General features: G+C 61.0%; 20 protein-coding genes. 15 read left to right on the forward strand and 5 right to left on the reverse strand.

The features are described from left to right. Window positions 1–4: 4 nt before the first annotated feature. The 5 genes from R4P64_RS22775 to R4P64_RS22795 form a co-directional block, all read right to left on the reverse strand. Complete coding sequence (locus R4P64_RS22775; RefSeq protein WP_317822824.1) at window positions 5–826, reverse strand: enoyl-CoA hydratase/isomerase family protein; 822 nt, start codon at window positions 824–826, stop codon at window positions 5–7. Then, window positions 826–2,067 (reverse strand): CaiB/BaiF CoA-transferase family protein, encoded by a 1,242-nt coding sequence (locus R4P64_RS22780; RefSeq protein WP_317822826.1) that lies wholly within the window; start codon window positions 2,065–2,067, stop codon window positions 826–828. The genes R4P64_RS22775 and R4P64_RS22780 overlap by 1 nt, the downstream gene beginning before the upstream one ends. Beyond that, a complete protein-coding gene (locus R4P64_RS22785; RefSeq protein ID WP_033231789.1) occupies window positions 2,067–2,834 on the reverse strand; it encodes an SDR family NAD(P)-dependent oxidoreductase in 768 nt (255 codons plus the stop codon). The genes R4P64_RS22780 and R4P64_RS22785 overlap by 1 nt, the downstream gene beginning before the upstream one ends. Beyond that, window positions 2,834–4,000: an acyl-CoA dehydrogenase family protein gene (locus R4P64_RS22790; RefSeq protein ID WP_033231878.1), complete on the reverse strand. Its 1,167-nt coding sequence runs from the start codon at window positions 3,998–4,000 to the stop codon at window positions 2,834–2,836. Before R4P64_RS22790 ends, R4P64_RS22785 begins: the two co-directional genes overlap by 1 nt. A gap of 106 nt (window positions 4,001–4,106) precedes the next feature. Further along, window positions 4,107–4,421, reverse strand: coding sequence for a hypothetical protein (locus tag R4P64_RS22795; RefSeq protein ID WP_033231790.1), 315 nt, complete (start codon window positions 4,419–4,421; stop codon window positions 4,107–4,109). A 191-nt stretch (window positions 4,422–4,612) separates the two neighbouring features. Between R4P64_RS22795 and R4P64_RS22800 the strand changes: the two genes are divergently transcribed. The 15 genes from R4P64_RS22800 to R4P64_RS22870 all read left to right on the forward strand — a co-directional run bounded on the left by R4P64_RS22800 (window position 4,613) and on the right by R4P64_RS22870 (window position 16,541). Continuing rightward, window positions 4,613–5,080 carry a pyridoxamine 5'-phosphate oxidase family protein gene (locus tag R4P64_RS22800; RefSeq protein ID WP_141485097.1) on the forward strand — a complete coding sequence of 156 codons (468 nt, stop codon included), beginning with the start codon at window positions 4,613–4,615 and terminating at the stop codon, window positions 5,078–5,080. 175 nt (window positions 5,081–5,255) lie between these two features. Beyond that, window positions 5,256–6,521 (forward strand): aromatic ring-hydroxylating oxygenase subunit alpha, encoded by a 1,266-nt coding sequence (locus R4P64_RS22805; RefSeq protein WP_033237420.1) that lies wholly within the window; start codon window positions 5,256–5,258, stop codon window positions 6,519–6,521. Continuing rightward, window positions 6,505–6,828, forward strand: a complete 324-nt coding sequence (locus tag R4P64_RS22810) for a hypothetical protein (RefSeq protein WP_033237421.1) — start codon at window positions 6,505–6,507, stop codon at window positions 6,826–6,828. Before R4P64_RS22805 ends, R4P64_RS22810 begins: the two co-directional genes overlap by 17 nt. 285 nt (window positions 6,829–7,113) lie before the next feature. Further along, window positions 7,114–8,379: an aromatic ring-hydroxylating dioxygenase subunit alpha gene (locus tag R4P64_RS22815; protein ID WP_317822830.1), complete on the forward strand. Its 1,266-nt coding sequence runs from the start codon at window positions 7,114–7,116 to the stop codon at window positions 8,377–8,379. Further along, window positions 8,376–8,717, forward strand: coding sequence for a hypothetical protein (locus tag R4P64_RS22820; protein ID WP_092803473.1), 342 nt, complete (start codon window positions 8,376–8,378; stop codon window positions 8,715–8,717). Before R4P64_RS22815 ends, R4P64_RS22820 begins: the two co-directional genes overlap by 4 nt. A gap of 103 nt (window positions 8,718–8,820) precedes the next feature. After that, on the forward strand, window positions 8,821–10,116 hold the full coding sequence (locus tag R4P64_RS22825) for a cytochrome P450 (protein WP_033237411.1): 1,296 nt from the start codon (window positions 8,821–8,823) through the stop codon (window positions 10,114–10,116). Next, window positions 10,113–10,301: a ferredoxin gene (locus R4P64_RS22830; RefSeq protein WP_045064766.1), complete on the forward strand. Its 189-nt coding sequence runs from the start codon at window positions 10,113–10,115 to the stop codon at window positions 10,299–10,301. The genes R4P64_RS22825 and R4P64_RS22830 overlap by 4 nt, the downstream gene beginning before the upstream one ends. 41 nt (window positions 10,302–10,342) lie before the next feature. Then, window positions 10,343–10,654: a DUF1330 domain-containing protein gene (locus R4P64_RS22835; protein ID WP_033237409.1), complete on the forward strand. Its 312-nt coding sequence runs from the start codon at window positions 10,343–10,345 to the stop codon at window positions 10,652–10,654. Window positions 10,655–10,871: 217 nt separating this feature from the next. Continuing rightward, on the forward strand, window positions 10,872–11,408 hold the full coding sequence (locus R4P64_RS22840; protein WP_045066694.1) for a carboxymuconolactone decarboxylase family protein: 537 nt from the start codon (window positions 10,872–10,874) through the stop codon (window positions 11,406–11,408). Between the two features lie 3 nt (window positions 11,409–11,411). Further along, window positions 11,412–12,677, forward strand: coding sequence for an aromatic ring-hydroxylating oxygenase subunit alpha (locus tag R4P64_RS22845; protein WP_033237420.1), 1,266 nt, complete (start codon window positions 11,412–11,414; stop codon window positions 12,675–12,677). Then, window positions 12,661–12,984, forward strand: coding sequence for a hypothetical protein (locus tag R4P64_RS22850; RefSeq protein WP_033237421.1), 324 nt, complete (start codon window positions 12,661–12,663; stop codon window positions 12,982–12,984). Before R4P64_RS22845 ends, R4P64_RS22850 begins: the two co-directional genes overlap by 17 nt. 54 nt (window positions 12,985–13,038) lie before the next feature. Further along, window positions 13,039–14,250, forward strand: coding sequence for a metal-dependent hydrolase family protein (locus R4P64_RS22855; RefSeq protein WP_033236973.1), 1,212 nt, complete (start codon window positions 13,039–13,041; stop codon window positions 14,248–14,250). Next, entirely contained in the window at window positions 14,237–14,656 is a 420-nt protein-coding gene (locus R4P64_RS22860; protein ID WP_045064773.1) for a nuclear transport factor 2 family protein, read from the forward strand. The genes R4P64_RS22855 and R4P64_RS22860 overlap by 14 nt, the downstream gene beginning before the upstream one ends. Continuing rightward, window positions 14,653–15,747, forward strand: a complete 1,095-nt coding sequence (locus R4P64_RS22865) for an acyl-CoA dehydrogenase family protein (protein WP_033236975.1) — start codon at window positions 14,653–14,655, stop codon at window positions 15,745–15,747. The genes R4P64_RS22860 and R4P64_RS22865 overlap by 4 nt, the downstream gene beginning before the upstream one ends. After that, entirely contained in the window at window positions 15,744–16,541 is a 798-nt protein-coding gene (locus tag R4P64_RS22870) for an acyl-CoA dehydrogenase family protein (RefSeq protein WP_218833729.1), read from the forward strand. The genes R4P64_RS22865 and R4P64_RS22870 overlap by 4 nt, the downstream gene beginning before the upstream one ends. Window positions 16,542–16,690: the final 149 nt, after the last annotated feature.

Genomic DNA, 16,690 nt, shown 5'->3' on the forward strand with positions numbered 1-16,690 from the left:
CTGTTCAACTACCGATTCGCGGCACGGCCCAGCGGCCGGCAAATCGTGGTTCACGTTTCTCCGCGAATGCGGCGTACGCCTCCGGTGCGTCGGAGGTACCGAAATTCATTGCCTGCGCGCGTGCCTCGTTGGCGAGCGCATCCCGCATCGTGCGGTCGGCGCCTTCGTTCAACAACGATTTACTCTGTGCCAGCGCGATAGGTGGTCCTGACGCCAATCGCTGTGCCAGGTCGCGGGCATATCCGTCGATCTCCGATTTCGGCACAACCCAGGTCACCAGGCCAAGTGCCTCGGCTTCCTCGGCGTCAATGGTCTCGGCGAGCAATACAAGGCGTTTGGCCTGTTGTAGACCGACAAGTTTTGGCAGCAGCCATGATCCGCCGAGGTCCAAGGACAACCCGCGCTTGGAGAAGATCTGCGAAAACGTCGATTCGGGTGTGGCCACCACCAGGTCGCACCCGAGCGCCAGATTCCACCCTGCACCAACGGCCACTCCGGACACCTTGGCGACGGTCGGTATCGGCAGTTCGTGGAGCAGCAGGGCAACATCGGTGAGGACACGCAACTTGTGCATCGGGTGGATATCGGCGATTTCCGACAGATCCGCACCCGAACAGAACGCGCCGTCTGCCCCCTCGATGACCAGCGCCCGAACATCGCGGTTGGTCTCGAGGGATACCAGCGAATCGCGCAGTGCTGCCCATAGTTCCGGATTGATCGCATTCTTACGGTGCGGGCGGTTGAGCGTCAGTGTCCGAACGCCGTCGCGGTCGTCGCTCAGCAGGACGGGGCCGGGCGCCACCGATGTGTGTTTCTCGTGCGCCATCAGCAGTACGCCGGTCCGATCACGCCGTCGCCGCGCAACGCGGCGATGTCGTCTCCGGTGAAACCGAAGTCCGCGAGGACACGATCCGTGTGCTGCCCGAGTCCCGGTACCGCCCCCATCGGCGGCTCGAAGCCCGCAATGATCGGCGGTGGCAGCAGTGCCTCGATCGGGCCGGCAGATGTGTCGACCTGCCGCCAGCGGTCACGAGCACTCAGTTGTGGGTGCTCGAGCACTTCGCTGGGGAGGTTGTAGCGAGAGTTTCCGATTCCGGCAGCGTCGGCAGTCTTCTGAATGTGCTCGAGATCGTGTCGACCACACCATGATTCGATGGCCTCGTCGAGAACCTCCCGATGACGAACCCTCCCGGAGTTGCCGGCAAACCGCGTGTCGTCCGCCAGGTCGGGACGCTCCAGTATCTCGCGGGCAAGTCGCTGCCATTCACGGTCGTTGGTCGTGCCGAGTACAACCGTCTGCCCGTCTCGGGTCCCGTACGAACCGTACGGTGATACTGCAGGCGAACTCATCCCCAATGGTTGCTGATCGATCCCCGAGTACTTCGTGTACGTGAGCGGGTAGCCCATCAACTCCGTCATGGTGTCGAACAGACTCACCGACACCGACGACAGTTCGCCGCCGTTTCCACGCCCCTTACCGCACAGCAGCGCCAGGATCGACAGCGCCGCATACAGTCCCGAGGAGATATCGGCGACGGGCGGTCCGGGTTTTGCCGGCTCGCCCGGGCGTCCGGTGACGGCACATGCACCGGACTCTGCCTGGACGAGAAGGTCGTACGCCCGCTTGTGCGACAGCGGACCGCCGGCGCCGTAGCCGTCGATTTCCACCGTGATCAAATCCGGATGCCGTTCGGCCAGATCACTCGCCGACAGACGAAGTCGTGCCATCGCGCCCGGCGCCAAGTTCGACACCAACACGTGAGCCTTGTCCAACAGCCTGTGCATGGTTTCGATCCCGGCCTCGGACTTCAAGTTCAAGGTGACTGATTCCTTACCGCGATTGGCCCAGACAAAATGTGCGGCAAGACCATTCACGACATCGTCGTAGTCTCGCGCAAAATCGCCACCCTGCGGATTCTCGACCTTGATCACGCGGGCGCCGAAATCCGCCAACGTACGCGTACACATCGGAGCGGACACGGCTTGCTCCAACGTCACCACGGTAATTCCCGCGAGCGGCCCCCCTGATGTAGCAGAGGAGCCCGCGGCAGGCTCCGAACCCGACATCACATCACCATGCCACCATCCACCGGCAGCACCTGCCCGGTGACGAAGGAAGAGGCATTCGACGCCAGGAACACAAAGGCACCCGCGATTTCCTCGGGCTCCGCCCAGCGGCGCAACGGGATTCGCGTCATCATGTTCGCGGCGAACTTCTCGTCGGTGCGAATGGTCTCGGTCATCGGCGTTGCAGCCAATGGGGCAAGTGCGTTGACCAGGATGTTCTTACGCGCCAGTTCCCGAGCCAGAGACTTGGTCAGGCCGATGATCCCGGCCTTCGCGGCCGAGTAGTTCACCTGGCCGAGCGTTCCGGTGATTCCGGCCGAGGACGTCACGTTGATGATTCGCCCTGTCCCGTCGGTAGCCAGGAACGGCAAAGCTGCCTGCGAGCAATGGAATGCGCCGAGCAGGTGGATGTCGAGCATCCGCTGGAACGAATCCTGCGCAAGATCCTTGAACATCGCGGGCGCGGTCACGCCGGCATTGTTCACCAGGATGTGCAGCTTCCCCTCGGTGAAACCGGCGGCTCGTGCCACCGCGGCGTCGGCGGCTGCACGGTCCCTGACGTCGAGCGCAAAACTGTCCGCCTTGCCACCTGCCGCCGTAATACGTTCTGCAACAGCAGCTGCCGCGTCACCGTCGACGTCGGTGACCAGCACGGTCGCGCCAGCCGTCGCAAACGCCCGCGCAACGGCGGAGCCGATACCGCCGGCCGCGCCGGTGACCAGTGCTGATCGTCCCGTCAAGTCGAACATCGGATTGGTTGCGGTCATCAGTAGCTCCTCGGCATTCCCAAAGTATGTGATCCCAGATAGTTCAAAATCATTTCCTGACTGATGGGTGCAATCCGCATCAGTCGGGCCTCACGGAAGTAGCGGGCGACGTGGTATTCCTCGGAATAGCCCATCCCACCGTGAGTTTGCAGTGCTCGGTCCGCAGCGGCAAAACCTGCTTCGGCACACAGATACTTGGCCGTGTTGGCTTCGCGGCCACACTGATTGCCCTGGTCGTACAACCAGGTTGCCTTGCGCAGCACCAGCTCTGCGGCATCAAGATGGGCGAGCGCGTCCGCAAGCGGAAACTGAATGCCCTGATTCATGCCGATCGGCCGACCGAATACCTCACGCTCGTTGGCGTACTTCACTGCTTTCTCGAGTGCCACCCGGCCGATACCGAGCGCCTCGGACGCGATGAGCATGCGTTCCGGATTCAGGCCGTCGAGGAGGTACGAGAACCCCTTACCTTCCTCACCAACCCTGTCCTCGACGGGAATCCGAAGATTGTCGATGAACAATTCGTTGGACGTGACGGCGTTTCGACCCATTTTCGCAATCGGCCGGATGTCGACACAACTGCGGTCCAGATCGGTCAGGAACAACGTCATTCCGTCGGTTTTCTTCTTGACGTCGTCATAACGCTCGGTACGGGTCAGAAGCAGAATCTTCTCGGATTCAAGTGCTTTCGAGATCCATACCTTACGCCCGTTGACCACATAGTGGTCTCCGTCGCGCTTGGCGAAGGTCGAGATTCGAGACGTGTCCAGACCGGCACCCGGTTCCGTCACTCCGAAGCAGACATGCAGGTCACCTGACGCAATACGCGGCAGTGTTCGCGCTTTGAGTTCATCGGACCCGTGGACCACCACCGGATGCATTCCGAAGATGGACAGGTGAATCGAACTGGCGGCGTTCATGCCGCCGCCGGACCTGGCCACCTCTTCGAGAAGTATTGTGGCTTCGGTGATTCCGAGCCCGTGACCGCCGTATTCCTCGGGGATGGTCATTCCCAGCCAACCGCCCTCGGCGATGGCGTTGTAGAACTCGACGGGGAACTCGTGCGCCCGGTCCTTCTCCATCCAGTACTGATCGTCGAACTTCTTCACCAGTTCAGCGACCGACTTGCGGATCAATTCCTGATCCTCGGTCAGTTCGAAATTCATACCGCCGGACACAATCGACTCCTCTGCTGTGCATCACCTGAAGGCTCGTCGGTGCGGCGCCCGGTTACCCGAACTCCCGCACCGACTTTCGTTGCTGTCTACATGTTCAATCGGAGGCGGGGAGCGCGTTGGCAGCCTTGAGGGTCATGGCAACGCCGTCGCAGCTCAGTTCACCTACTCCGGACGACGTGCACAGCACTTCGAGGCTCTGATCGGCGTCTACATAGCGTTTCCCGATGAGCGTGACCGCGTCGGTGACTGTTGAGGCGGCCGCCTGCCCCGGCGCAGCGGGAACCATTGGGCTACCCCCACAGGCGATTACCGGGTTTCCGGCTGCAGGTGCGCGGACGACGATCACCCGCGTGGTGCACACGGAACTGGCGAGCTGGCCTCCCGGCCGCAAAGGTATTGGTGCGGTCATGGTGAACCTCCCTTTTCGATAGGTCGATCGCCGAGCAGGGCCGAACCTGTGGGCGTCAAGTGTCGACGCGAAGAAATCAGGCCGAGCCGACAGGTACTCGTCGGTGGATCGTCCAAATTGACGACTTCCTAGGAAATTATATTCTCCATACTAGAGAATCAAGCTCTCTTTGACTATTCGCAGGAGGAAAAATGTCAGGACAGCGTCGTGGAACCGCCATCGCCATGACAGAGGAGGAACGCCATTCGTTCCTCTCCGCGCAGCCGATCTGCCGAGTGGCGACCGTCGGGCAGAGCGGAAGACCACACGTCAGCGCCCTGTGGTTCGTCTGGGACGGAACCTCGATCTGGCTCAATTCACTCACCCGGAGCAGACGGTGGACCGATCTCGAACTCGATCCCCGGGTAAGCGTCATCGTCGACGAGGGAGATACGGACTTCCTCGGCTTACGCGGCGTTGAGCTGGAGGGAAAGGTGCGACAAGTAGGCGAAATACCTCGCCACGGGGAACCGGACGACGCCTTGATCACCCCCGAGCGCCTGTTTGCCGACAAGTACATCGGCAAGGACGGGAACTTCAGTTACGACGGCCGGCACGGCTGGCTCCAACTCGTTCCCGAGAACATCGTGAGCTGGGATTTCTCCAAACTCCGGCGATAGCGGTTGACTACCGACATTCGCATATGGCAGTCTGAATTTCGTTGTTGAGAATCGCATTCTCATTCGAGAGAGTGCATCCTTCAGAAATCTGTACCAGCCGAACCAGCCGCAGCGCACAGCCAATTCACGCTTCGGCATCGCGGCGGAACACGAACATGAGAACGAGAGGTAGACCGTGCCACACTTCGCCAAACCGGCCGCGGGAAGCTGGACCGAACAGTATCCCCACCTCGGCACCGCACCCGTCGACTACACCGACTCCATCGACCCCGAACACTACGAAGCCGAACGCGAAGCAATCTTCAAACGCACCTGGCTCAACGTCGGACGAGTCGAACGAGTCCCCCGCACCGGCAGCTACTTCACCAAAGAACTCGCCGCCGTCAACACCTCCCTGATCATCGTCAAAGGCGCCGACGGAACCATCCGCGCATTCCACAACGTCTGCCGCCACCGCGGAAACAAGCTGGTATGGAACGAAATCCCCGGCGACGAAACCTCAGGCACCTGCCGCCAGTTCACCTGCAAATACCACGCCTGGCGCTACGACCTCGACGGCAAACTCTCCTTCATCCAACAAGAAGGCGAATTCTTCGACGTCGACAAACAGGACTACGGACTCGTCGAAGTCACCTGCGAAACCTGGCAAGGCTTCATCTTCGTCAACCTCAACCCCCAGCAAAGCCTCGAGGAATACCTCGGCCCCATGCTCAAGGGCGTCGAAGGCTACCCCTTCCACGAAATGACCGAGGTCTACAGCTACCGCGCCGAAATCGGCAGCAACTGGAAACTCTTCATCGACGCATTCGCCGAGTTCTACCACGCCCCCATCCTGCACCAGAAGCAGGCAACCAAGGCCGAAGCAGACAAACTCGCCGCCACCGGCTTCGAAGCACTCCACTACGAACTCGACGGACCCCACTCCCTCATCTCCTCATGGGGCGGAATGGCACCGCCGAAAGACCTCAACATGGTCAAACCCATCGAACGCGCACTGCGCAGCGGACTCTTCGGCCCCTGGGACCGCCCCGACATCGAAGGCCTCGACCCCCTACCCCCCACACTCAACCCCGCACGCCACGCAGCCTGGGGCGAAGACAGCTTCACCATCTTCCCCAACTTCATGCTCCTCATCTGGGCACCAGGCTGGTACCTCACCTACCACTACTGGCCCACCGCAGTCGACAAACACATCTTCGAAGCCAGCCTCTACTTCGTACCCCCCAAGAACACCCGCGAACGACTCGCACACGAACTCGCCGCAGTCACCTTCAAGGAATACGCACTCCAAGACGCGAACACCCTCGAAGCCTCACAAACAATGATGGCCACCCGCACCGTCACCGAATTCCCCCTCTGCGACCAAGAACTCCTCATCCGCCACCTTCACCACACCGCACGAACACACGTCAAGGAGCACCGCGATGCCACTACCAACTGACTTCGCCGACCTCGAACGCTTCGCCGACTGGATCCTCCCCACCGAAGGCGAACGCTACGCAAAACGCCTCGCCTCCACCATGCCCGAAATGCAAGACTTCTACGACGCCGCCTTCAACCGACTCGAAGACGCCATCACCTACTGCGACAAATTCCCCCTCGACGACCTACCCGACGACGCACGAGCACTCGTACACCTCATGCAATCCTTCGTCATGGTCACCTTCCCCATCGAAGTCTGGAAACAACCCCGCGTCCCCGACAGCGGCGCAGCCTACGTAGCCGTCACCGTCGAACCCGTCGTCTGATCGTCTAGACACGGATTCGCGCGAAAGCTCTTGGGAAGCAAGAAAACTGTACAGACCGTAGCGTCCGGCATGCATAGCTTCACGCATGCCGGGCGTTGCGGTCTTTTCATTTTCGCCCGCACTGCCCGAGATATCGAAATATGTTGCACCACAATGCACAATTACGGACAAAGTCTTGGCATCACTGCCTAGGATACGAATACTCTTGTAACAGAATGCAATTCTTGACAATTGACGGCGCGCTGGGAAGCATCGGAAGCGCCGCCACTATAGAAGGACATCCGCATGGCACTCTTTCCCAAACCTGCCGAAGGAAGCTGGACCCAGCACTATCCGGACGTCGGAACCGGGCCGGTGTCCTATCAGGACTGCATTTCGCCCGAATTCTACGAAGCCGAACGCGAAGCAGTGTTCAAGCAGGCGTGGCTCAATGTCGGGCGCGTCGAGGACGTCGCTGACAAAGGTCGCTATTTCACCAAGGAAATCGAGGTCGCCAATACCTCGCTCATCATCGTGCGCGATCTGGAGGGGCAGGTTCGCGCCTTCCACAACATCTGCCGTCACCGCGGAAACAAGTTGGTGTGGAACGACATTCCCAGTGCGGAGACCAGCGGCTCGTGCCGCGCCTTCACCTGCAAGTACCACGCGTGGCGTTACTCGCTCGACGGGTCACTGACGTTTGTGCAGCAGGAGGGCGAGTTCTTCGACTTGGACAAGGCCGATTACGGACTGGTCCCGGTGCACTGCGATGTCTGGGCAGGGTTCATCTTCGTCAATCTCGCCAAGGAACCGCCCACCACTCTTACCGAATTCCTCGGTTCGATGATCACCGATCTGGCGGGGTATCCGTTCGAGGAGATGCCCGAGCGCTACGATTTCAGCGCCGACATCGACTGCAACTGGAAGGTCTTCCTGGACGCATTCCAGGAGTACTACCACGTCCCGTCGCTGCATACCCAGGAAGCAACCCCCGACGCCAGGCCCCAGATGATGAAGGGTTTCGAGGCTCCGCACTATCAACTCGACGGGCCCCATCGAATGGTGTCCACGTCCAGCGTTCCGCGTCGACTGTGGCCGGCCAATTTCCAGTACCCGATCGAAATGGAAACGCGCAGCGGCTTGTTCGGCCCGTGGAACGAACCCGATCTCGGGGGCGAGCTGTCCGGAACCAACCCGGGACGCATCAAGGCATGGGCGGCCGACAACTTCCAAATCTTCCCCAACCTGGAGATCCTGATCTGGGCGAGCGGGTGGTACCTCGTCTACCGCTACTGGCCTACGTCGCACAACACGCACCGGTTCGAGGGCACACTCTTCTTCCCACCGGCCAAAAGCGCCAGCGACCGCGCTGCACAGGAATGCGCCGTCGTCATGTTCAAGGAGTTCGCTCTGCAGGACGCCGGCACCCTCGTCGGAACTCAACAGGGTCTCGACGCTCTGGGCGACTCGAGCGACTTCCCACTCAACGACCAGGAACTCCTCGTCCGGCATTTCCACAAGTCCGTTGCCGACTGGGTCGCGAATTACCAAGGCTCCGGGGTGAATGCATGACGAACATCAATCCTCTTCTTCCTCAGCAATTCTCGGAACTCGAGGATTTTGCCGCCGTGTGGAGTCTCGAAACGGAGGCTGAACGCTGGAATATGCGGATGACGAGCAGCATGGCAACGATGCAGGCGTTCTACGACGCCGGTTTCCCCGTCCTTCAAGACGCTCTTGCCTACTGCGACAAGTTTCCGCTCGACGATCTCCCCGACGACGCGCGCAATCTGCTCCGCCTGGTGCACTCCGTCATCATGGTCGCGATGTGCGTCGAAATCTGGCATCAGCCCAAGGTCGTAGACGGCGGCGACGCGGTCCTGAACCGTCTCACCGAACCATCCTTCTGAAAATGTCCCACTGTTCGAAATGACCCACTGACTCAGGTGAGCAGCCCCTCGCCTCAAGAATCGAGACATACGCGCGAGCGATGTCGCGGGAAACGGTGTAGCCATGACCGACTTCGAGACCAAGAACTTTTTCAAAGACGACGATCTTGTCGTGGACCCGTATCCGTACTTCGAGGCGATGCGCGGTCAATGCCCCGTCAAGCGCGAACCGCACCACGACGTAGTCATGGTGACGGGGTACGAGGAAGCCGTGGAGGTGCTGCAGGACAGCGTGACATTCTCGTCGTGCACGTCGGTTACCGGTCCGTTCCCAGGTTTCCCGGTCCCACTCGAAGGCGACGACGTCTCGGAATTGATCGAACTGCACCGACACAAGCTCCCGATGAACGATCAGCTACCGACACTCGATCCCCCGATGCACACCGACCACCGCGCCCTGCTCATGCGATTGATCACTCCCAAGCGCCTCAAAGAGAACGAGGACTGGATGTGGACCCTCGCAGACCAGTTGCTGGACAAGGCACTCGAGGGCGGCGAAGGTGAATTCATCAGCGAGTTCGCGCTGCCGTATGCGCTGCTGGCCATCGCCGATCTGCTCGGTGTTCCCGAGGACGATCGCAACAATTTTGTTCGGAATCTCGGGCAACCGCACGGCGGTGGGGGCGGCGGCGTCGGAAGCACCGGTGACGACACGATGGCCCACACTCCGATGGAATTCCTGTACGCACAGTTCACCGCCTACGTCGAGGACCGTCGCCGTGAACCACGTGACGATGTCATGACCGGTTTGGCCACCGCAACGTTCCCGGACGGCTCGACCCCCGATGTCGCAGACGTTGTACATGTTGCTGCCAACCTTTTTTCGGCCGGCCAGGAAACCACGGTCCGCCTGCTCAGCTCCGCACTGAAGATTCTTGCGGAAGAGCCGGAGCTCCAAGCACTTCTACGCAAGGAACGCGACCGCATTCCCAACTTCATCGAAGAGACACTGCGGATCGAAAGCCCGATCAAAGGCGATTTCCGGCTCTCTCGGGTTCCCACAACCATTGGCGGAGTGGATATCCCGGCAGGAACCACGGTGATGTTGGTCAACGGCGCCGCCAATCGCGATCCGCGCCAGTTCCCGGATGCTGCGACGTTCGACATCGATCGACCCAATTCCCGCACACACATCGCCTTCGGCCGCGGCATTCACAGCTGCCCCGGCGCCCCACTCGCTCGTACGGAAGCCCGGATTTGCCTCGAGCGCCTTCTGGACCGCACCACGGACATCCGAATTTCGGAGAGCATTCACGGAACGGCGGATAACCGTAATTTCCAGTATGTTCCGACGTTCATCCTCCGCGGTCTCACCAACTTGAATCTCGAGTACACGCTCGCCGAGGAGGGCGCCCGATGAAGGTCACTGTCGACCCGGACGGATGCAAGGGGCACGGCGTCTGCCTCACGATCGCCCCTGAGGTCTTCACTCTCACCGACGACGGTTACGCCGAGGCGATTGCCGACGAGGTTCCGACAGACTCGGAAGGTGCAGTTCGTGACGCTGTCTCGAATTGCCCCGAGCGCGCAATCACCCTGACCTGACTTCACTTTCAACCATCAATCACGACAACCAGGAGTACGCAATGCCCAAGGGATATGTCATCTTGACCGAAGCCGTCAAGGACGAAGCCGGCATGAATGCCTATGGCCGGGCATCTGCGCCCTCACTGGCAAAGGGCGGCGCCACAGTTCTGTCGGTCGAGACGACACCTCGCGTACTCGAGGGCGATTGGCACGGCGACCGGACGGTTGTCTTGGAGTTCGCATCGGTCGAGGCGGCACGTACTTGGTACGAGTCCGACGAGTACCAGGAGGCAAAGGTATTGCGCGAGAGTGCTGCCGAGACCAATGCCGTGATCCTGTCAGGATTCGAGATGCCGAGTCGCCGTGGCTGATGTCGAACTCTAACGGGTCGAGCAGACCCTGAATCTCACGCGGTGTTCGTTTGTCGAACACCGCGTGTTTTTTGTGTGTAGACCGACCGAACCCGGCCGACGTTGACGACGGGTGAGGACTGTGGAAATATTGCGCTCAGTTAAAGAGAATGTGATTCTCAAAGATGAGATCGAAAATATTGCACCTTTCGATGACAGCAAAGGAAACGAACATCTGATGCGGCTATCTCCGTTACCCGAAGCAGATTGGGACGACCAGGTCCGAATGTCGTTGCGCGGAATGCTGCCCCGTGAGCGGCAGAACCCGGAAGGTGCCGGACCGGCTCTGTCCACTCTGGTGAATCACCCTGAACTGACCAGGGACTTCCTCATCTTCAGCACGCGAATGCTGTACCGCAACAGCCTTCCGCCGCGCCTGCGCGAACTCGCCATCCTGAGGGTTGCAACGCGCCGAAACTGCGCTTACGAGAAGACCCACCACATCATCATCGCCCAGGAGGAAGCAGGCCTGACGCCGGCCGAGATCGAATCGGCGATGCGCGGCGAAGCCCTCGTCGAACCCGACATCACGGTGTTGCGCGCCGTCGAAGAGCTCGAAGTCGATTCGATCGTCTCCGACGAAACCTGGGCTGCACTCAGCGAGTATTTCGACAAACGACAGCTGATGGATTTTGTCTTCACCGTCGGCTGCTATGGCCTGATGGCCATGGCCTTCAACTCATTTGGCATCGAGCCAGACCACGAAAGCGAGTAGACCGTGCCACACTTCGCCAAACCGGCCGCGGGAAGCTGGACCGAACAGTATCCCCACCTCGGCACCGCACCCGTCGACTACACCGACTCCATCGACCCCGAACACTACGAAGCCGAACGCGAAGCAATCTTCAAACGCACCTGGCTCAACGTCGGACGAGTCGAACGAGTCCCCCGCACCGGCAGCTACTTCACCAAAGAACTCGCCGCCGTCAACACCTCCCTGATCATCGTCAAAGGCGCCGACGGAACCATCCGCGCATTCCACAACGTCTGCCGCCACCGCGGAAACAAGCTGGTATGGAACGAAATCCCCGGCGACGAAACCTCAGGCACCTGCCGCCAGTTCACCTGCAAATACCACGCCTGGCGCTACGACCTCGACGGCAAACTCTCCTTCATCCAACAAGAAGGCGAATTCTTCGACGTCGACAAACAGGACTACGGACTCGTCGAAGTCACCTGCGAAACCTGGCAAGGCTTCATCTTCGTCAACCTCAACCCCCAGCAAAGCCTCGAGGAATACCTCGGCCCCATGCTCAAGGGCGTCGAAGGCTACCCCTTCCACGAAATGACCGAGGTCTACAGCTACCGCGCCGAAATCGGCAGCAACTGGAAACTCTTCATCGACGCATTCGCCGAGTTCTACCACGCCCCCATCCTGCACCAGAAGCAGGCAACCAAGGCCGAAGCAGACAAACTCGCCGCCACCGGCTTCGAAGCACTCCACTACGAACTCGACGGACCCCACTCCCTCATCTCCTCATGGGGCGGAATGGCACCGCCGAAAGACCTCAACATGGTCAAACCCATCGAACGCGCACTGCGCAGCGGACTCTTCGGCCCCTGGGACCGCCCCGACATCGAAGGCCTCGACCCCCTACCCCCCACACTCAACCCCGCACGCCACGCAGCCTGGGGCGAAGACAGCTTCACCATCTTCCCCAACTTCATGCTCCTCATCTGGGCACCAGGCTGGTACCTCACCTACCACTACTGGCCCACCGCAGTCGACAAACACATCTTCGAAGCCAGCCTCTACTTCGTACCCCCCAAGAACACCCGCGAACGACTCGCACACGAACTCGCCGCAGTCACCTTCAAGGAATACGCACTCCAAGACGCGAACACCCTCGAAGCCTCACAAACAATGATGGCCACCCGCACCGTCACCGAATTCCCCCTCTGCGACCAAGAACTCCTCATCCGCCACCTTCACCACACCGCACGAACACACGTCAAGGAGCACCGCGATGCCACTACCAACTGACTTCGCCGACCTCGAACGCTTCGCCGACTGGATCCTCCCCACCGAAGGCGAACGCTACGCAAAACGCCTCGCCTCCACCATGCCCGAAATGCAAGACTTCTACGACGCCGCCTTCAACCGACTCGAAGACGCCATCACCTACTGCGACAAATTCCCCCTCGACGACCTACCCGACGACGCACGAGCACTCGTACACCTCATGCAATCCTTCGTCATGGTCACCTTCCCCATCGAAGTCTGGAAACAACCCCGCGTCCCCGACAGCGGCGCAGCCTACGTAGCCGTCACCGTCGAACCCGTCGTCTGACCCGATCTACCGATCGTCTGATCTTCTGATCTTCTGATCTCAAAGGGACTGAACATGATCACACTCAAAGCAGCGGGAATGCTCGACGTCGACAGCGGCGAGATCGTCCGGCCGGCCGTCATCAAGGTCGACGAAGGCAAGATCGTCGGAATCGGCGGAACACCCGAAGGCGAAATCGTCGACCTCGGCGACCAGATTCTTCTTCCCGGACTCATGGACATGGAGGTAAACCTGCTGATGGGTGGACGCGGCGAAAAGCCGGTCTACTCAACGGTTCAGGATGATCCGCCGCTCCGGATGCTGCGTGCCGTCGGCAACTCACGTCGCACTCTGCGCGCGGGTTTCACCACTGTGCGCAACCTGGGACTGTTCGTGAAAACCGGTGGCTACCTGCTCGACGTGGCTCTCGGCAAGGCAATCGATGCGGGTTGGGTCGACGGACCGCGAATCATCCCGGCCGGCCACGCGATCACTCCCACCGGTGGCCACCTCGATCCGACGATGTTCGCGGCGTTTGCTCCCGGCGTGTTGGACCTGACTATCGAAGAGGGCATCGCCAACGGTGTCGACGAGTGCCGTAAGGCTGTTCGCTACCAGATCAAGCACGGCGCTCAGTTGATCAAGGTCTGCGTTTCGGGTGGAGTCATGTCACACACCGGACTACCTGGTGCGCAACACTATTCCAACGAAGAACTGCGTGCGATCGTGGACGAGGCGCACCGACGCGGTCTGCGTGTCGCGTCGCACACGCACGGCGCAGAAGCAGTGAAGGCGGCAATCGAAGCCGGCATCGACTGCATCGAGCACGGCTTCCTGGTCGACGACGAGGCCATCGCAATGATGGTGGAGCACGGCACCTTCCTGGTGCCGACCACGCGCTTGGCCGACGCCATGGATACCTCCAAGGCCGCGCCGGAGCTACAGGCCAAGGCAGCCGAAATGTTCCCGCGTGCACGACTTTCGGTCAAGGCGGCATACGACGCCGGTGTGAAGATCGCCGTAGGCACCGATGCGCCGGCAATCCCGCACGGAAAGAATGCAGACGAACTGGTTGCCCTCGTCTCTCGCGGCATGAGCAATATCGCGGTGTTGCGGGCGGCCACCACCGTCGCCGCAGATCTCATCAACGTCACCGACCGTGGCCGTCTGGCCGAAGGTCTACTCGCCGACATCATTGCGGTACCCGGAGATCCGTTGGAGGACATCACGGTTACCCAGCGAGTCGGCTTCGTCATGAAGGGCGGAAAGATTTATGTCAACAACTGACGAGATCATGGAGATCTCGCAACTTCTCGCTCGCTATGCGGTCAACATGACCAAGGGCGATGTCGACGGTGTTGTCGCTGTGTTCACTCCGGACGGCACGTACAGCGCTTTCGGCGACAAGTACCCACTCGACGAGTTTCCCGCTCTGGTTGCGGCCGCTCCCCAGGGGCTGTTCATGACGGGGACACCCGTCGTCGAATTCACCGGTGCCGACACGGCAACCGGAAGCCAGACACTGTGCTTCGTCGATCATGCAACGCACGACATGCGGATCGGCTACTACAGCGATACGTACCTGCGCACCGAAGACGGTTGGCGGCTGCAGACGCGCGCGATGACGTTCCTGCGCCGCAACGGCGATCATGATTCGGGTATTCCTCACGCTTTCGATCGTCCGGGGGCATGAACGTCCCCGAATTTCGGTCGGCCGTTCAGACCTGGCTGGCCGAAAACGATCTCTCCCCCGGATCCGATCATTCGCTCGACGGTCAGGTAGAACAGCTCGGCCGCGTTCGAGGTGCACTGTTCGACGCGGGTTGGATGCGGTACGGCTGGCCCGAGGAGGTCGGCGGGCTCGGTGGGCCCGCTGTCCTGCGTGCGGTTCTCGGCGAGGAAGTTGCCACTCGCGACCTCGCCGAGCCCGGCATCTACTCGATGATCGAAGTCCTTGCTCCCACGATGATTTCGTACGCCCGGCCGGAGTTGGCAGCGGAAATGGTTCCGCGGCTTCTCAGCGGACGTGAGCAATGGTGCCAGGGCTTCTCCGAACCCGGTTCGGGTAGCGATCTCGCGTCGCTGAGCACCCGGGCAGTCCGAGACGGGGAAAACTGGGTTGTCAACGGTCAGAAAGTCTGGACGTCGCTGGCTCAGTATTCGGCGCGATGTGTCCTGCTCACCCGTACCGGGCCGGGCCACGACGGAATTACCGCCTTCTTCGTCGACATGGACACTCCAGGCATCACCGTCCGGCCGCTGCGCACCATGCACGGAGTCGACGAGTTTGCCGAGGTCTACTTCGACGACGTCGTCGTTCCGGCGGACCGCATGCTCGGCAAGCCGGGCGACGGTTGGCGAGTGGCGATGGATCTACTGCCCCATGAGCGTTCCACGTGCTTCTGGCATCGGATCGCGTACCTGTTCTCCCGTCTGGATCAGCTGCTCGCCGAATCCGACACAGACGCAACAGATGACGCCGAACTCGGCGCCGCCTACCTGGCACTGCACACCGTGCGAGCCCGGTCCCTCGCGACACAAACCCGATTGGCGGAGGGCGCAAAGATCGGCCCGGAGACATCGATCGACAAGGTTCTGCTGGCGACCTCCGAGCAGCAGTTGTTCGATACCGTGCGCGACTTGTTGCCTGGCACCATCGAACTCGACGAGACGCCATGGCGGTCGGAGTTCCTGTACTCGCGTGCAGCCACCATCTACGGCGGTACAGCTGAAATTCAGCGCAACATCATCGCGCGGCGGCTGCTGGATCTGGGGAAGGAATGAGCATGCACGACGACGAGCTGAATCTGCTCACCGAAACGCTCCGCAAGACAATGCTCAGTGTGTCCGGCAGCAAACTCGATGCCGCCATGACCGAACTCGGTTGGACCGAGATGCTCACCGAAATGCCCGATGTAGCAGTGCCTCTGGTATTTCGCCTGCTCGGCGAGACCGGCGCCCATGCACCACTGGTCAACGACGTGGTGTTGGCCGATACCGCGCTGAGTCTGCCCGTGGGCGGTACCGTCGCGCTGCCGTACTCCGGTGGGCGCTGGGTCCTGTGGGAACGGAGCGAGGGACCCGGAACAACATTGGACACCGATGTTCCGCTACGCGTCGTGGAGGCCGGTGATGCCGTCCCGCTCGCAGCGGGTCGCCGGGCACTCGGATGGTGGTTGGTGGGTACCAGTCGCGCAATGCTCGATCTCGCCCGCACCCATGCCTTGAACCGCATGCAGTTCGGTAAGCCGGTGGCATCGTTCCAGGCTGTTCGTCATCGGCTCGCCGAGACGCTGGTCGCCATCGAGGGCGCGGAAGCAACGTTGAATACCGCCACCGACGACCTCGGCTCGCTGCTGGCAAAGGCCGCGGCCGGCAAAGCCGCACTGACAACGGCCCGCCACTGCCAGCAAGTACTCGGCGGGATCGGTTTCACTGCCGAACACGACCTTCACCGTCACGTCCGTCGGGCCATGCTTCTCGACGGATTGCTCGGCAGTGCACGGGAACTCACCCGTGAGGCGGGGGCAACCATCCGAACTCAGGGATTTGCTCCACGTCTGACTCAACTGAGCTGAGCTCACACAAGTCAGGTCGTCGGGGGGGGGGCCGCCCCGCCCAGCCCCCCCCCCCCCACCCCCCCCGACCCCGCCCCCCGGGTCTCAACCCCCCCCCGCCCCCAAACCGGGTCAAAGCCCCAGCCACCAACCGGGGTAACAAACCCCAA

Source organism: Rhodococcus sp. IEGM 1366 (assembly GCF_033142425.1).
Classification (GTDB): Bacteria; Actinomycetota; Actinomycetes; order Mycobacteriales; family Mycobacteriaceae; genus Rhodococcus_F; species Rhodococcus_F globerula.

Coding starts and splice junctions, on each gene's coding strand:
- R4P64_RS22775 (WP_317822824.1), bottom strand. CDS start 826: ATGGCGCACGAGAAACACACATCGGTGGCGCCCGGCCCCGTCCTGCTG.
- R4P64_RS22780 (WP_317822826.1), bottom strand. CDS start 2,067: ATGTCGGGTTCGGAGCCTGCCGCGGGCTCCTCTGCTACATCAGGGGGG.
- R4P64_RS22785 (WP_033231789.1), bottom strand. CDS start 2,834: ATGACCGCAACCAATCCGATGTTCGACTTGACGGGACGATCAGCACTG.
- R4P64_RS22790 (WP_033231878.1), bottom strand. CDS start 4,000: ATGAATTTCGAACTGACCGAGGATCAGGAATTGATCCGCAAGTCGGTC.
- R4P64_RS22795 (WP_033231790.1), bottom strand. CDS start 4,421: ATGACCGCACCAATACCTTTGCGGCCGGGAGGCCAGCTCGCCAGTTCC.
- R4P64_RS22800 (WP_141485097.1), top strand. CDS start 4,613: ATGTCAGGACAGCGTCGTGGAACCGCCATCGCCATGACAGAGGAGGAA.
- R4P64_RS22810 (WP_033237421.1), top strand. CDS start 6,505: ATGCCACTACCAACTGACTTCGCCGACCTCGAACGCTTCGCCGACTGG.
- R4P64_RS22815 (WP_317822830.1), top strand. CDS start 7,114: ATGGCACTCTTTCCCAAACCTGCCGAAGGAAGCTGGACCCAGCACTAT.
- R4P64_RS22820 (WP_092803473.1), top strand. CDS start 8,376: ATGACGAACATCAATCCTCTTCTTCCTCAGCAATTCTCGGAACTCGAG.
- R4P64_RS22825 (WP_033237411.1), top strand. CDS start 8,821: ATGACCGACTTCGAGACCAAGAACTTTTTCAAAGACGACGATCTTGTC.
- R4P64_RS22830 (WP_045064766.1), top strand. CDS start 10,113: ATGAAGGTCACTGTCGACCCGGACGGATGCAAGGGGCACGGCGTCTGC.
- R4P64_RS22835 (WP_033237409.1), top strand. CDS start 10,343: ATGCCCAAGGGATATGTCATCTTGACCGAAGCCGTCAAGGACGAAGCC.
- R4P64_RS22840 (WP_045066694.1), top strand. CDS start 10,872: ATGCGGCTATCTCCGTTACCCGAAGCAGATTGGGACGACCAGGTCCGA.
- R4P64_RS22850 (WP_033237421.1), top strand. CDS start 12,661: ATGCCACTACCAACTGACTTCGCCGACCTCGAACGCTTCGCCGACTGG.
- R4P64_RS22855 (WP_033236973.1), top strand. CDS start 13,039: ATGATCACACTCAAAGCAGCGGGAATGCTCGACGTCGACAGCGGCGAG.
- R4P64_RS22860 (WP_045064773.1), top strand. CDS start 14,237: ATGTCAACAACTGACGAGATCATGGAGATCTCGCAACTTCTCGCTCGC.
- R4P64_RS22865 (WP_033236975.1), top strand. CDS start 14,653: ATGAACGTCCCCGAATTTCGGTCGGCCGTTCAGACCTGGCTGGCCGAA.
- R4P64_RS22870 (WP_218833729.1), top strand. CDS start 15,744: ATGAGCATGCACGACGACGAGCTGAATCTGCTCACCGAAACGCTCCGC.